Here is a 15,611-nt window from a genome sequence, read left to right on the forward strand (position 1 = left end):
ATTTACTTGGGAAACATAACATGAATCGTCGGTCATTTTTAACTTCATCCAGCTTAGTGATTGGTGGTCTTTCATTAAGTTCATTTGTTAGCTCTGCTTATGCCAATGAAACACTAAAAAATAAATTGGTATTTAATGCAGAAAATCCGTTACTGCTAAATTTTAATGAAAATTCACTTGGTATGTCGCAAAAAGCGAAACAGGCTATTATTGATGCTTTACCTAATGCCTTTAGATATCCAGACGATGCGCGTAGCGCATTAATTAGCGAATTAGGGAAAGAATTTAAACTTTCAGATAAGCACATCACCTTGGGAAATGGCTCATCTGAGACAATTCAAGCAGCCGTACAATTTGTGGCAAATAAAGCACAAAAAGAAGGTAAAGCGGTTCAACTTATTGTTCCTGATCCAACATTTAACTATGCCGAACTTTATGCAGAACCTTTAGGCGTAAAAATCGTTAAAGTACCCGTTGATAAAACACTGGCGTTTGATTTAGCAACCATGCAGAAAAAAGCGCAAGAGTTTGATGGTATTAGCATGGTGTATTTATGCAATCCGAATAACCCAACAGCGATGTTAACGCCAACGGCTGCATTGACGAATTGGGTAAAATCAGCCAAAGAAAATGTCTTTTTTATTATTGATGAAGCTTATGCGGAATTTGCTTCAACGCCTGAATTTACCAGTGCGATTGCATTAGTTGAAGCGGGTTATAAAAACCTAATTGTTGCACGTACTTTCTCAAAAATTTACGCATTAGCAGGGCTTCGTGTGGGTTATGGTGTTGCTGTACCTGAGGTTATTGCCGATGTTGATGTGTTTGTTTCCATTGATAATACCAACACCGCGGGTGCTGTTGCTGCATTAGCCTCATTAAAAGATAAAGCTTATGTGGAATATAGCCGTAAATCGATTGATGTTTCTCGTCAAATGGTTGTTGATGTCTTAAAAGAGCTGGATATTGAATATGCACCTTCTTATGCGAACTTTATATTCCATAAAGTGAAAGGCGATGTAAAAACCTATCAAAACAGAATGAAAGAAGCGAATATTATGGTTGGTCGTGAGTTTCCACCTGCTTTGGGTTGGAGCCGTTTAACTTTAGGCACACCAGAAGAGATGAGCTATTTTGTTTCTACATTAAAAGCCTTTAGAACTAAAGGTTGGATTTAATCTGATTTGGTGATCTTTCGATCCATTAATAAATAGAATGCCCTTGAAAATAAAACTTCAAGGGCATTTTTTCTACTTTACTTAATCATTCAATCGCCTTAAAGCGGATCGACTTTTAAGCAAGAGACTGCATGGCGGAAGCTCCCTTCTAATAAAGGGCGTGTTTTGGCACATTCTTCATCTGCCATAGGGCAACGTGTACGGAATATACAACCTGATGGTGGATTAATCGGAGAAGGCAATTCCCCTTCCAATAAATCGATATGCTTATTGCGCTCTTTATCAGGATCAGGAATAGGCACCGCTGACATCAACGCTTTGGTATAAGGGTGTAATGGATGATGATAAACTTCATCATACGTTCCTAACTCCACTGCATGCCCTAAATACATCACCAATACACGATCTGAAATATGTTTTACCACCGCTAGATCATGGGCAATAAAGATTAAAGATAATCCCATCTCTTTTTGAATATCTTTCAGCAAGTTAACCACTTGAGCCTGAATTGATACGTCTAATGCTGAAACGGGTTCGTCACAAATCACTAATTTAGGTTCTAAAATTAACGCGCGAGCAATACCGATACGTTGGCATTGTCCACCTGAGAATTCATGTGGGTAACGGTTGATTAAGTTTGGCAATAATCCGACTCGCATCATCATTGCTTTCACTTTTTCAACAACTTCAGCCTGTTTCATTTTAGGGTGATAGGTTTTAAGCGGCTCCGCAATAATATCACCAATGGTCATTCTTGGGTTTAAGGAAGCCAGCGGATCTTGGAAAATCATCTGGATATCTTGGCGAATATCGCGCCATTGTTTATTTCCCATTCCCAATAAATTATTGCCTAACCAAGAGACTGTACCACCAGAGGCTTTAACTAAACCAATAATGGCGCGAGCAAAAGTCGATTTACCACAACCAGATTCACCAACAACCCCTAATGTTTCACCTTCATATAAGCGTAGTGTGACACCATCAACGGCTTTTAGGCTTTTTTTCGCTTTCCAAAACCACTGTTTATTATCTTGAACATCGAAATAAACTTTTAAGTCATTCACTTCAAGAATAACTTTTCTATCTTGTAACATGGCTTGAGTCATACCAATTCCTCCACCGCTTTAAAACAGGCACGTAGTCGGCCTTGTGCGAATTGCTCTAATTGAGGTTCACTCGTTAAGCATTGCTCTGTTGCATACTGGCAACGAGGTTGGAATGGGCAGCCTTTTGGTAAACGTAATAAATTAGGCGGATTTCCCGGAATGGTTGCTAGTCGTTCATCTTCACCGTCTAAGCGAGGAACAGCCTGTAACAATCCGATAGAATATGGATGTGATGGTTGATAGAAGATATCACGCGCTTTACCGTACTCCATGGTACGTCCTGCATACATCACCAATACTTTATCGCAGATACCCGCAACAACCCCCAAGTCATGAGTGATCATAATAATCGCGGTGTTTAAATCATTCTTAAGCTCATTGAGTAAGGTCATGATTTGCGCTTGAACCGTCACATCAAGTGCGGTTGTCGGTTCATCAGCAATTAAAAGTTTAGGCTTACACAGCAATGCCATTGCAATCATGACTCGTTGGCGCATACCGCCTGAAAACTCATGAGGATACATACTCATTCGTTTATGAGCTTCTGGCATTTTTACTGCATCTAACATGCGTACTGATTCCGCATAAGCATCATTTTTGCTCATGCCTTTATGCAACATTAATACTTCAATAAGCTGCGCACCGACTTTCATATACGGATTTAATGAAGTCATTGGATCTTGAAATATCATAGATATTTCTTCAGCGCGCATTTTATTTAATTCACTTTGGCGAAGGTTTAAGATCTCACGACCATTAAAGTTTGCGCTACCCGCTGTGCGACCATTTTTCGCTAATAATCCCATTAATGCGAATGCCGTTTGGGATTTACCTGAGCCAGATTCACCAACGATCCCGAGGGTTTCACCTGCGGATAATTCAAAGTTGAGCTTATTAACTGCGGTAACATCACCATCCGGTGTACCAAAAGTCACACAGAGATCTTTAACACTTAATAACGACTTGTTTGTTGTATTTGTCATTTTGTTCTCCTTAACGATCTTTCGGGTCTAATGCGTCACGTAAGCCATCACCGATAAAGTTAAAGCAAAACAGTGTGACAACTAAGAACGAAGCCGGGAAAAGTAACAACCAAGGAGAAACTTCCATTGAGTTTGCACCATCACTTAATAGTGCTCCCCAACTACTTAATGGTTCTTGTGTTCCTAAACCTAAGAAGCTTAAGAAGGATTCAAATAAAATCATACTAGGTACTAATAAAGAGGCATAAACCACGACCACACCCAGTACGTTAGGTACGATATGTCTTAACACAATATTGCGTGATGACACACCACAAACTAATGCGGCTTCAATAAACTCTTTACGTTTTAGACTTAAGGTTTGTCCTCTTACGATACGCGCCATATCAAGCCAAGATACCATCCCGATAGCAACGAAAATCAGTAAGATATTTTGACCAAAGAATGTCACCAATAAGATAACAAAGAACATAAATGGGAATGAGTTTAAGATTTCCAGTAAACGCATCATCACAGAGTCAACACGTCCACCTATATAGCCTGCCATTGCACCATATAGCGTACCGACAATAACGGCAACAAAAGCGGCTGCAATACCGACCATTAATGAAATACGTCCACCAATCGCAACACGGACTAATAAGTCACGCCCAGATGAATCAGTACCAAAATAGTGAGAAGAGGCAAAATCAGGTGCCATTGACATCATCTCCCAATCGGTATCGTCATAGACAAAAGGCGATAACATTGGGGCAAAAATGACAAATAATAAAATAAAGAAAAGTAATATAAGGCTCGTGATCGCCGCTTTATTGTGCATAAAACGACGACGAGCGTCTTGCCATAAACTACGGCCTTCAATATCTAGCTGCTCCGAGAAATTCCCCAGAGCTTCGCTGTTTTCCTTCAGTGATAACATAACGCGCTCCAGTATCTATTAGTAACGAATTTTCGGATCAATAACGGCATATAAAATATCGACAATCGCATTAAAGAAAATTGTTAATGCACCTACGATAATGGTTAAGCTTAATACCAATGAGTAATCTCGGTTTAAAGCACCATTAACGAATAATTGTCCGATACCCGGCAATCCAAAGATGGTTTCAATAACCATTGAGCCCGTAATAATACCGACGAATGCAGGCCCCATATAAGAGATAACAGGTAGCAACGCAGGTTTTAAAGCATGACGCAGCACAATTCTTTTCATCGGCAAGCCTTTCGCTTTTGCCGTTCTGATAAAGTTTGAGTGTAATACTTCAATCATTGAACTACGGGTAATACGCGAGATACTGGCAATATAAGAAAGCGACAGTGCAATCATTGGTAGCAACATATATTGCACCGCACCGCCATTCCAGCCACCAGCTGGTAGCCACCTTAAGGTAATGGCAAAAATAAGTACAAGCAGTGGTGCAACAACGAAACTCGGTATTACAACCCCCGTCATGGCAAAAGTCATGACGGTATAATCCCATTTGGTGTTTTGATTCAGTGCGGCTATCACGCCTGCCCCCACACCTAAAATCACGGCAAAAATAAATGCCGACAGCCCTAATTTAGCTGAAACAGGGAATGCTTTACCGACTAAGGTGTTTACACTGTAGTCTTTATATTTAAAAGAAGGCCCTAAATCCCCTTTCGACAATTGAATTAAATAATCGAAGTATTGTTTATAAATGGGATCATTTAAGTGATATTTCGCTTCAATATTTGCCATGACCTCTGGTGGAAGTTTCCTTTCCCCTGTAAAAGGGCTACCAGGTGCTAAGCGCATCATAAAAAACGAAATTGTTATTAGAATAAATAGAGTCGGTATCGCTTCTAAAAAGCGACGAAAAATAAATTTGAGCATTGCCCGTTCCTATAACACAAACCTATTCAGGCGTGACGATAAAAAGACCTTGCCTTAAAAAAGACAAGGTCTCGCCCGATTACTTAGCAATAATGTACAAATCTTTAGTATGTAAATTATCTAATGGATCTTTACCTGAATAACCACCCACATAAGGTTTAACTAAACGGGTGTTTACATAGTAGTAAAGTGGAACAATGGCCGAATCTTTATCTAATACGCCTTCAGCTTTTTGATAAATAGCGGCACGTTCGTCATCAGATTTCACACGTAAAGATTCTTTGATCAATGCGTCAAACTCTGTGTTTTTATAGTGAACAGTATTATTACTGCTGTAAGACAGCATCATGTTCAGGAATGAAGAAGGTTCGTTATAATCTGCACACCAGCCCGCACGCGCAACATCATAAGTTCCTTGGTGACGTGTATCTAAGAACGTTTTCCACTCTTGGTTTTCAAGAGACACATCTGCACCTAAGTTTTTCTTCCAAATTGAAGACGCAGCAATTGCCACTTTTTTATGAAGATCTGAAGTATTGTACAGAAGTTTAAATTTCAGTGGGTTCGCTTTGTTATAGCCCGCCTCTTCTAACAATTGACGTGCTTTCTCATTGCGCTGTTCTTGTGTCCAAGTTGCAAACCATTCTGGTTTACTCTCTTTAATTCCGTCTGTAAATGGCGGAGTAAAGCCGTAAGCAGGGATATCACCTTGGTTTTTCACTTTATAAGTAATGATATCTCTGTCCATTGACAGTTTCAGCGCTTCACGAACACGAGGATCATTAAACGGTGCTTTCTCATTATTAATTTCATAATAATAAGTACATAAATATGGGCTTATACGCAATTCATCTGGGATCTCTTTTTTCAGTTTTTGGAAAAGTTCGATCGGTAAATTGCTATATGTCATGTCGATTTCACCCGCACGATAACGGTTTACGTCAGTGACTTCTGATGAGATAGGTAAGAACGTAACTTTATCAATAACAGTATTTTTGTTATCCCAATAAGTTGGGCTACGTTCTAAAACAATACGTTCGTTGACGGTCCAGTCTTTTAAATTATAAGCGCCGTTACCGACGAAGTTAGCAGGTTGTGTCCATTTTTCACCAAATTTTTCAATCACTTTTTGGTTAACTGGCGACATGGAGGAGTGAGCTAATAATTTTGGTAAATAAGGCACTGCTTCAGATAAAGTGATTTCTAATGTGTTGTTATCTAATGCCTTAACACCTAATTCTGTGGCTTTTTTCTTACCTGCAATAATATCGTCAATATTCACGATATGCGCATATTGCAGATAGCTTTCATAAGGAGATGCAGTATTAGGATCTGCTAAACGTTGCCAGCTATAAACGAAATCTTGTGCTGTAACAGGTTCACCATTTGACCATTTAGCACCTTCACGAATTTTGAATGTCCAAACAGTAAAATCTTTATTTTCCCAGCTGGTTGCAGAGCCAGGTAAAATTTCCCCATTTGGACCAACAATAGTAACGCCTTCGAAAAGATCACGCGCTAATGCAGACTCAGGTACACCTTCGATTTTATGAGGATCAAGTGATTGTGGTTCAGAGCCGTTATTACGTACGAGTACTTGTTTTTCAGCTAATTTTACCCCGTCTGGAACAACAGCGGCATTAGCCGTTAGCGCTGACAATCCAAAGATTGCGCTTATTGCAATCGCCAACGCACTCTTTTTAGTTAAATTACTCATCTTATAAAATACTCCCAGTTAGTGAGCTGGTTGTTAGACAACCATTCTGTGATGTTCAGTTGTGTTTTAGAACGGTTTACACAACTTATTGTTTTTACAAAAAATAAATCAATCTTGCTTATTTGCTATCAGTGCTTAATTGCCTGATAGCATTATAATTTTTTTATGCCGCTATCTTTTTTGTGTAGCTTTTTATTAGTTAACTACTTTTTAAGTCACTTTTAATAATTCAAATCACACATAACTATAGAATATCGATAATTTACCAGTTTTAGTTATCTGCCTTTATAAAATAGCGCTTTAAGTCCGTATAATCAAAGGGGTCTTTGCCTGTAAATCCACCTACTTTTGGACTAACTAATCTAACACTGACACGATAATAGACAGGCACTATCGCCGAGTCCTTGTCTAGCAAGGCTTCAGCGCGCTGATAGAGTTGATGGCGAGCCCCTTTATCAACAGCAATTGAGGCATTATTTAATGTATCATCGTAATCATTATTTTCATAAAAGACGGTATTCAGACTACTGGTGGAAAGAAACGAGTTTAAAAACGAGGTAGGTTCATTGTAATCTGCACACCATGTTGCTCTCGCGACTTGGTAATTTCCTTGGTTACGGTTTTCTAATGCCGTTTTCCACTCTTGGTTTTGCAACGTCACATTGGCACCAATACTTTTTTTCCACATTGATGCTGCCGCTATTGCCTGCTGTTTATTTTGATCTGACGTATTGTAGAGCAAGGTAAAAGTCAGAGGATTTTGACCATCAAACCCCGCTTCTTTTAATAATTCACGCGCTCTTTCATTACGTTGCTGTTGTGTCCAATAAGCCCATTTAGGCGGTTTAAAATTACCATTGCCGATAAAAGAGGGAGTAAAAGAATAAGCTGGTATTTGTCCTTGTCCCATTATTTTTTCAGCAATGACTTCTCTATCAAGAGTCAATTTCACGGCTTCTCGAACACGAGGATCATCAAAAGGGGCTTTTTTATTATTTAATTCATAATAGAAAGTACATAAATATGGTGTGACATGTAAATTCTCTGGCTGCTCTTGCTTCATTTTTCTATAAAGAACAGGAGGAATAGCGCTATTAGTGATATCTATTTCACCGCTACGGTAGCGATTTATATCACTGGTTTCTGAACTAATTGGTAAAAATGTGGCTTGCTCAATAATGGTGTTTTTATTATCCCAATAAAGTGGATTTCGTTTTAAAGTCACCTTTTCATTCACCACCCAATTTTCAATAACATAAGCACCATTACCGACAAAATTTTCAGGACGAGTCCAATTCACGCCATATTTTTCAACAATCTCTTTTTTAACTGGCTTTAACGGAGTATGGCTGACCATATCGACTAAATAAGGGATTGGCTTGGTTAAATTGACTTGCAAAGTGTGAGCGTCTATCGCTTTCACACCTAATGTTTCAGGGGATTTTTTGCCACTAAGAATATCTGCAACATTTTCAACATAAGCATATTCGAGATAACTGGCATAAGGCGAGCCTGTTTTAGGATCTACCACTCGACGCCAGCTATAAACAAAGTCTTCAGCTGTAACTGGTGTGCCATCACTCCACTTTGCGTCTTCTCGCAAATAGAATGTCCACACCTTGTTATCATCAGTTTCCCAGCGTTGTGCAACACCAGGCATACTTTCACCATTAGGTCCAACGTAGGTCAGCCCCTCTAATAAATTTAAAATAATATTAGTTTCTGGTGCGCCTTCTACTTTGTGCGGATCAAGTGATGAAACTTCAGTACCGTTATTAATCACAATATTCTGTTGTTTTGCCAGAATAGTACCTTCAGGAAGAGTGACCGCATGAGAAAAAAAGGAGGTTAATACAAGTGACATAATACTGAGTGGAAACACTGTTTTTAACGTAACTTTATTTTTCATGGGTACCTCTCCTAATAAACAATAATTTATAGCGGGGTCGCTCAATTAACGATATGTATCGTTGTTAAATTTTGATTGTAATATTTGTGGCTCTCAAACGTTTAAAGATATTAATAAGATAAAAATGATACCAACACTCTTCTTTTTTACACTTATCGTAAATTTTGTCAATTAATGCGGTATTCTTATCACTTAACTTTATTGAGCCCTCTAGAGTTCTATCCTGAGAAAATAAAAAATATATATCGAGAGAAGCAAAACAACAAATAAACATTAAATTAACATCATGCAAGTTTTATAGATAGAAAACCTACTTAGCTCACAAAATTAATATAATTAGGATGGGTTTTATCCGACTTGCAGAACTTTATGATGCTTTATTTGTAAAGAGTTTCTCTTTGAAATTAATTAAAAATAACAATAAATTCATCTTTAGACTGAATAACGATTCTAGTCTAAAAATATTTATAGATTATTAAATATTCAATTTTATTATTTGTTTTTAAATTTTAATCTAAATGTTTAATTGAAATGTAATTAAACAATTTTTCATTTATATTTCTATGTGTTAGATAAAAAAACCTCTTTAATATACATATCGAATATTAAAAAGGTTTTTAATTTAAAAATGATATCATCAATTCTTTTCAGCTATTTAGCCGATTTGGATTGAAACCATTGTAGCTTCTCATTCAGAGTGACAACCTCTCCCACAATAATCAGTGCAGGGCTTTCCATTGTTTCTGCCATCTCTGCCAGTTGGCGTAATTGACCAACAATCACTTTTTGTGTGGTTAAAGTGCCCTTTTCAATAATCGCAATCGGCATGGTTGTACGCATATTTTGGCTAAGTAGCATTTGCTGAATATAACGGGCTTTACTTAATCCCATATAAAAGACTAACGTTTGGTTTTCTTGTGCAATACATTGCCATTCAGCCTCGTTTAATCCTTTGCCATGCCCAGTAATAAAGCGGACACTTTGTGCATAATCTCGATGCGTTAAAGGAATACCCGCATATGTTGTGCAGCCTGAAGCAGCGGTAATACCGGGGATCACTGAAAAGGGAATATGATGTTCAATCAAGGCTTCTAGCTCTTCGCTACCTCGACCAAAAATAAAGGGATCGCCCCCTTTTAATCTCACCACCCGTTTTCCTGCTGCGGCTTCTTTGATTAAAATTTGATTGATTTCATCTTGAGGAACACAATGAAAACCCGCTTGCTTACCAACATAAATACGCTGTGCATCTCTGCGGACTAATGCCATTACCTCATCAGATACTAATCTATCGTAAACCACCACATCAGCTTGCTGGCACTGCTGTAACCCTTTAATAGTCATTAGCCCAGCATCACCCGTCCCTGCTCCGACTAAAACAACACTGCCTTGAGATTGCTGATTTTCAGATAATAGCGCGCTAATACGTTGCTCAATACCACCGTCTCTTTGTGCTTCTATTTCAGCTTGTAATGATTTATCTGCAAAAAATTGCTCCCAGAAATAACGTCTTGCACTTATGGATGAAAAACGTTGTTTTACTTCTTCTCTTAATTTTCCAGCAAGTTTCGCTAATGTACCGAGATAATTTGGGAGTAGTTGCTCAATTTTTTCTCGCAAAATACGTGCTAGCACAGGGGCTTTTCCGCCCGATGAAATAGCCACCACAATAGGAGAACGATCGATAACAGAAGGCATAATAAAGCTGGCTTGTTCTGGTGAATCTACCACATTACAAAATATCTGTTTCTCTGTCGCGGATTGAAAAACCTGTTGATTCACTTGCTCACTATCTGTTGCCGCAATAACAAGCCACTTACTTGATAGATGATCCTCAGTAAATACACCAGTGATGCAGTTTAGTTTTTGCTCAGAATGCCACTGCATAAACTGCTCTGTAAACGAAGGTGCGATAACAGAAATAATAGCACCCGCCTCCATAAGCAATCGGGCTTTACGTTCAGCAATCTCACCCCCTCCCACTAATAAACAAGGTTTATCTTTGAGCTGACAGAATATTGGAAAGTAATCCATATTCATTCCCCTGTTTATTGAGATGATTCATTACGGCCGCGTACGCTGACAGTATTGCCTTCAACCTTGACGTCAAAATGGGTGATCGAGAAACGCTCATCTTCAAGGCAAAAACCATCCGTTAAACGAAAATGCTGTTTTTTCAGCGGACTGACGATATACAACTCATTTTCATGTTCAGCGATCAGCCCTCGAGATAAAACACTCGAATGTGCAAAGGGATCTATATTGCTTAACGCATATAAACGTGCATCAGAATAAGGACGAAATATGGCAACGTGATCTTGTTCCACCAGCGCACAAACACCTGTTCCTGGCGTAATGTCATCTAATTGGCAAACAGCTATCCATTGGCTCATGATTGCGCCTCCTCAGTGACCATTTTGATATCAATACGTTCATGTAAACGTGCGGGACGGTGTTGAAAACGTTCTTTTACCGTTTGCACAGTCGGATCAGGCATTGGATTATTAATAAAGTGGGCAAAACGTTTTAATGCTTTTGGAGAATCAACTGTTTCTTTCCATTCACAAGCGACACGTTCTTGTAAGGCTTTCAGTTCTTTTTCTAACTGTGCATTTAAGCCTAATTTGTCGTTAATAATGACATCACGTAAATATTCAATACCGCCTTCTAAATTATCTAACCACACTGAAGTGCGTTGCAGTTTATCGGCGGTACGAATATAAAACATCATAAAGCGGTCGATATAATGTACTAAAGTTTCTTCATCGAGATCAGATGCAAAGAGATCACCATGACGTGGCTTCATACCGCCATTTCCACCAAAATAGAGGTTCCAACCTTTATCTGTGGCGATAATACCAACGTCTTTTCCTTGCGCTTCAGAACATTCACGGGTGCAACCTGAGACACCAAATTTCATCTTATGAGGTGTTCTAATACCTTTATAACGATGTTCTAACGCGACACCCAAACCGACACTATCACCAACGCCAAAACGACACCAACTGCTGCCCACACACGTTTTTACCATGCGCAGTGCTTTCGCATAGGCATGACCTGTTTCAAAACCCGCAGCAATCAGTTTTTCCCAAATAGCGGGTAAATCCTGTTTATGCGCACCGAACATCGCCATGCGTTGCGAGCCAGTAATTTTGGTATATAGATTATATTCTTGAGCAATTTGCCCAATAGCAATAATGCCTGCGGGTGTAATTTCACCACCTGGAGAGCGAGGAATAATGGAATAAGTCCCATCTTTTTGCATATTCGCGAGGAAGTTATCATTAGTATCTTGCAGAGAAACTAAATCATCACGCAAGATATAATCATTCCAACATGAAGCAAGTAATGAACCCACTGTAGGTTTACATATTTCACAGCCATAACCTTGACCATGTTTTTTCAATAGTTCATCAAAACTTTTCAGGCCTTCTACGCGAATAAGATGATAAAGCTCTTGGCGAGAATAGTGAAAATGCTCACAAAGATGGTGATTAACTTCGATACCTTGTTTTGCTAATTCTGCATTTAAAACTTGAGTCACCAATGGAATACAACCGCCACATCCCGTACCCGCTTTGGTTTCTGCCTTAATAGCAGCGACTGTATGACATCCTCGTTCAATTGCTTGAATAATGTCGCCTTTTGTCACATCAAAACAAGAGCAGATTTGTGCAGTTTCAGGCAAGGAATCTACACCTATTGCAGGCTTACTTCCTGCATGTGCAGGTAAAATTAAGGAGTCTGGATGCTCGGGTAATTCAATGGTGTTCAGTGATAGTTGTAAAAGATTGCCATAATCTTCGGTATCGCCTACTAATACTGCGCCTAGTAGGTATTTGTTATCTTCACTGACAATCAGGCGTTTATAAATTTCTTTGCCTTCATCGAGATAAATATAACTACGACACCCTTCTTGACGACCGTGAGCATCACCGATACCGCCCACATCAACACCAAGAAGTTTTAATTTTGCGCTTAAATCGGCGCCTTGGAATACAGAGTGATGACCTAATAAATTATCAACCGCTACTTGCGCCATTTTGTAGCCCGGTGCAACTAAGCCGAACGTTTTATTTTGCCAAGATGCACATTCACCAATAGCGTAAATATCAGGATCGGTTGTTTGGCAATAATCATTAATAACAATGCCGCCTCTTGGCGCGATATCTAAATCACATTGGCGAGCTAATTTATCTTTTGGGCGAATACCTGTGGAGAACACAATAAAGTCAACTTCAAGAGAAGTACCATCTGCAAATTGCAGTGTCTTACGTGCGCTTTCTCCCGTCGATAATATTTCTTGTGTATTTTTAGACGTATGCACTTTTACACCCATACGCTCTATTTTTCGCTTAAGCTGCTCTCCTCCTAATGAATCAAGCTGTTCTGCCATTAATGTTGGTGCAAACTCGATAACGTGAGTTTCAATACCCAAACTTTTTAGCGCACCAGCGGCTTCTAAACCTAAAAGCCCTCCACCAATCACCGCCCCTTTACGACTAATACGTGCACAAGATTCGATTGCATTTAAATCTTCAATAGTCCGATAGACAAAGCAATCTGATGAGTTATTTCCCTTAATTGGAGGAACCCATGGATAAGAGCCCGTTGCCATCACTAACTTATCGTAACTAACACAACGCCCTGTATTAGTGTGAACCACTTTTTCATCACGATTAATGGTAATAACACGCTCACCAATTAATACTTCTATTTGGTGTTTTTCGTAATAGCTTTGTTTAACTAAAGAGAGTTCTTCTGCGGTGTGATGGGAGAAATAAGAGGAGAGATGGACTCTATCATATGCAACGCGAGGTTCTTCACAAAAGACGACAATATTAAATTCTTCATTGCCACCTTTATCAATCAACTCTTCGATATAACGGTGCCCCACCATACCATTACCGATGATTGCGAGTGTTTTCTTGCTCATTTTTGCCTCAGATTTAAAGATTTCTAAGGCTAAAATACGAAACTACTCATAAGGGATATTGATGAATATCAAATACAGCTTAATCAATTCAGCTACTACAACTTAATAGTCAATGGGTTACTACTAAAGGAGTATTTCATCATCCTATTCTTGCGGTTAATTATTCTTCTACCATAATTAATTTTAGCCACTTATAACGAAGAGTTATATGTAAGCGTAATTAAAACTTTGCGCATTGGTCACGTTTTGCCTAAGTTAATTTCACAAAGTAATAACTAATAAGTTATTGACATAACGACTTTAGCTACACCGTTTCAGGGAGCGTCTCATGAAAGCAAAATTATTATCATTATTCGTTGTGGGTGCCCTTTCCGTACCGGCATTTGCAGCAACACCTGCTAATACCTTAATTGTGGTACAAGGGCTTGATGATATTGTCAGCCTTGATCCTGCTGAAAGTAATGAGTTATCGAGTATTCAGACTGTACCGAGTTTATACCAACGTATTGTTCAACCTAATCGTGATAATCCAGAAATTAATGAACCCATTTTAGTTGAAAGTTGGCAAGCAAATCCTGAACAAAAAACAATCGTATTTAAAATTAAACCCAACGCAAAATTTGCATCGGGCAACGCTGTGCGTCCTGAAGATATTATCTTCTCTTATCAGCGTGCGATCACCATGAATAAATCACCTGCCTTTATTCTAAATGTCTTGGGTTGGAAAACAGATAACATCAATTCGTTACTAAAAAAAATCAGTGATAACGAATTGGAAGTACGTTGGACTGCCGATGTCAGCCCTGATGTTGTACTAAATATCCTTTCAACCCCGATTGCTTCTATTGTTGATGAAAAGCTGGTTTCTGCTCATGTTAAAAATAATGACTTTGGTAATAGCTGGCTAAAAATGAATTCAGCAGGAAGTGGTGCTTACAAAATGCGCGCTTATCAACCGCGTCAAGCCATTGTGTTAGAAGCTAACCCACTTTCACCAACTGGCGCGCCTAAAATGGCAAATATTATTATTAAAAACGTGCCTGATCCCACATCTCGTCGCTTACTAATTGAAAAAGGCGATGCAGATATTGCACGCGAATTAGGCACAGACCAGACTGCTGCATTAGCAGGAAAAGCAGGGATCAAAATTTTAGATATCCCTTCTGCTGAACAAGTGTATATGGCGTTTAATACTGCCAGTGGAAATCCTGCACTGAGTAACCCTGCTTTTTGGGAAGCTTCGCGCTATTTAATTGACTACAAAGGTATTACTGAAGACTTAATGCGTGGTCAGTATTTTATTCACCAAAGTTTTTTACCTGTGGGTTTACCGGGCGCATTAAAAGATAATCCATTTACGTTTGATCCAGAAAAAGCCAAAGCAATTTTAGCTAAGGCAGGCATCACCAATGCACGCTTTACGTTAGATGTAGAAAATAAAGTCCCTTACATTACTGTGGCACAATCCATTCAAGCCAGTTTTGCTCAAGCAGGTGTACAAGTTGATTTATTACCTGCTGCGGGTAGCCAAGTGTATAGTCGTGTGCGCGCTAAACAACACCAAGCAGCGATCCGCTTTTGGATCCCTGATTATTTTGATGCTCACTCAAATGCCAGTGCCTTTGCTTATAATGACGGGCAATCCAACACTGTTGCTTGGTTAAATGGCTGGAAAATTCCTGAATTAAGTCAGCAAACATTGGCAGCACTTAATGAAGCGGATAAAACAAAACGTCAATCGCTCTATACTGAAATGCAAAAAGAGTTACAACGTAGCTCACCTTATGTGTTTATCGATCAAGGTAAAAACCAAATCGTCATGCGCGATAACGTCAAAGGTTATGCGCAAGGTCTAAACGCAGATATGGTCTATTATGACAAAGTAACTAAGTAATATTTTTTCTGAAACCATCCACAGTCATGT

The 15,611-nt window shown here is 39.0% G+C and carries 11 protein-coding genes; 2 read left to right on the forward strand and 9 right to left on the reverse strand.

Annotated elements, in window-relative coordinates:
• Positions 1 to 20: 20 nt before the first annotated feature.
• The gene (locus F1325_RS10485) at positions 21 to 1,178 is read left to right on the forward strand and encodes a pyridoxal phosphate-dependent aminotransferase (protein ID WP_109372143.1); all 1,158 of its coding nucleotides are present in this window, start codon (positions 21 to 23) and stop codon (positions 1,176 to 1,178) included.
• 98 nt (positions 1,179 to 1,276) lie between these two features.
• Here F1325_RS10485 and oppF read toward each other — a convergent pair whose 3' ends face one another.
• The 9 genes from oppF to nirB all read right to left on the reverse strand — a co-directional run bounded on the left by oppF (position 1,277) and on the right by nirB (position 13,687).
• Entirely contained in the window at positions 1,277 to 2,284 is a 1,008-nt protein-coding gene (oppF, locus tag F1325_RS10490) for a murein tripeptide/oligopeptide ABC transporter ATP binding protein OppF (RefSeq protein WP_109372141.1), read from the reverse strand.
• Positions 2,281 to 3,267 carry an ABC transporter ATP-binding protein gene (locus tag F1325_RS10495; protein ID WP_109372139.1) on the reverse strand — a complete coding sequence of 329 codons (987 nt, stop codon included), beginning with the start codon at positions 3,265 to 3,267 and terminating at the stop codon, positions 2,281 to 2,283. Before F1325_RS10495 ends, oppF begins: the two co-directional genes overlap by 4 nt.
• Before the next feature lie 10 nt (positions 3,268 to 3,277).
• Positions 3,278 to 4,186: an oligopeptide ABC transporter permease OppC gene (gene oppC / locus F1325_RS10500; protein ID WP_100160272.1), complete on the reverse strand. Its 909-nt coding sequence runs from the start codon at positions 4,184 to 4,186 to the stop codon at positions 3,278 to 3,280.
• A gap of 18 nt (positions 4,187 to 4,204) precedes the next feature.
• Complete coding sequence (gene oppB / locus F1325_RS10505) at positions 4,205 to 5,125, reverse strand: oligopeptide ABC transporter permease OppB (RefSeq protein WP_023581988.1); 921 nt, start codon at positions 5,123 to 5,125, stop codon at positions 4,205 to 4,207.
• 79 nt (positions 5,126 to 5,204) lie between these two features.
• Positions 5,205 to 6,842 (reverse strand): oligopeptide ABC transporter substrate-binding protein OppA, encoded by a 1,638-nt coding sequence (gene oppA, locus F1325_RS10510; RefSeq protein WP_109372137.1) that lies wholly within the window; start codon positions 6,840 to 6,842, stop codon positions 5,205 to 5,207.
• A 271-nt stretch (positions 6,843 to 7,113) separates the two neighbouring features.
• Positions 7,114 to 8,751 carry an ABC transporter substrate-binding protein gene (locus F1325_RS10515; protein WP_109372135.1) on the reverse strand — a complete coding sequence of 546 codons (1,638 nt, stop codon included), beginning with the start codon at positions 8,749 to 8,751 and terminating at the stop codon, positions 7,114 to 7,116.
• A 651-nt stretch (positions 8,752 to 9,402) separates the two neighbouring features.
• Positions 9,403 to 10,785 (reverse strand): siroheme synthase CysG, encoded by a 1,383-nt coding sequence (cysG, locus tag F1325_RS10520; RefSeq protein ID WP_160230413.1) that lies wholly within the window; start codon positions 10,783 to 10,785, stop codon positions 9,403 to 9,405.
• A gap of 14 nt (positions 10,786 to 10,799) precedes the next feature.
• On the reverse strand, positions 10,800 to 11,144 hold the full coding sequence (gene nirD / locus F1325_RS10525; protein ID WP_109372130.1) for a nitrite reductase small subunit NirD: 345 nt from the start codon (positions 11,142 to 11,144) through the stop codon (positions 10,800 to 10,802).
• Positions 11,141 to 13,687 carry a nitrite reductase large subunit NirB gene (nirB, locus tag F1325_RS10530; protein WP_160230414.1) on the reverse strand — a complete coding sequence of 849 codons (2,547 nt, stop codon included), beginning with the start codon at positions 13,685 to 13,687 and terminating at the stop codon, positions 11,141 to 11,143. Before nirB ends, nirD begins: the two co-directional genes overlap by 4 nt.
• A gap of 328 nt (positions 13,688 to 14,015) precedes the next feature.
• Between nirB and F1325_RS10535 the strand changes: the two genes are divergently transcribed.
• A complete protein-coding gene (locus tag F1325_RS10535) occupies positions 14,016 to 15,581 on the forward strand; it encodes an ABC transporter substrate-binding protein (RefSeq protein ID WP_160230415.1) in 1,566 nt (521 codons plus the stop codon).
• Positions 15,582 to 15,611: the final 30 nt, after the last annotated feature.

Origin of the sequence: Proteus columbae (genome assembly GCF_009914335.1) — a bacterium.
Classification (GTDB): Bacteria; Pseudomonadota; Gammaproteobacteria; order Enterobacterales; family Enterobacteriaceae; genus Proteus.

Excerpts from the sequence above, each read along its gene's own strand:
- F1325_RS10515 (WP_109372135.1), bottom strand. The coding sequence starts at position 8,751 with ATGAAAAATAAAGTTACGTTAAAAACAGTGTTTCCACTCAGTATTATG.
- F1325_RS10535 (WP_160230415.1), top strand. The coding sequence starts at position 14,016 with ATGAAAGCAAAATTATTATCATTATTCGTTGTGGGTGCCCTTTCCGTA.
- nirD (WP_109372130.1), bottom strand. The coding sequence starts at position 11,144 with ATGAGCCAATGGATAGCTGTTTGCCAATTAGATGACATTACGCCAGGA.
- F1325_RS10495 (WP_109372139.1), bottom strand. The coding sequence starts at position 3,267 with ATGACAAATACAACAAACAAGTCGTTATTAAGTGTTAAAGATCTCTGT.
- nirB (WP_160230414.1), bottom strand. The coding sequence starts at position 13,687 with ATGAGCAAGAAAACACTCGCAATCATCGGTAATGGTATGGTGGGGCAC.
- F1325_RS10485 (WP_109372143.1), top strand. The coding sequence starts at position 21 with ATGAATCGTCGGTCATTTTTAACTTCATCCAGCTTAGTGATTGGTGGT.
- oppF (WP_109372141.1), bottom strand. The coding sequence starts at position 2,284 with ATGACTCAAGCCATGTTACAAGATAGAAAAGTTATTCTTGAAGTGAAT.
- oppC (WP_100160272.1), bottom strand. The coding sequence starts at position 4,186 with ATGTTATCACTGAAGGAAAACAGCGAAGCTCTGGGGAATTTCTCGGAG.
- cysG (WP_160230413.1), bottom strand. The coding sequence starts at position 10,785 with ATGGATTACTTTCCAATATTCTGTCAGCTCAAAGATAAACCTTGTTTA.
- oppB (WP_023581988.1), bottom strand. The coding sequence starts at position 5,125 with ATGCTCAAATTTATTTTTCGTCGCTTTTTAGAAGCGATACCGACTCTA.
- oppA (WP_109372137.1), bottom strand. The coding sequence starts at position 6,842 with ATGAGTAATTTAACTAAAAAGAGTGCGTTGGCGATTGCAATAAGCGCA.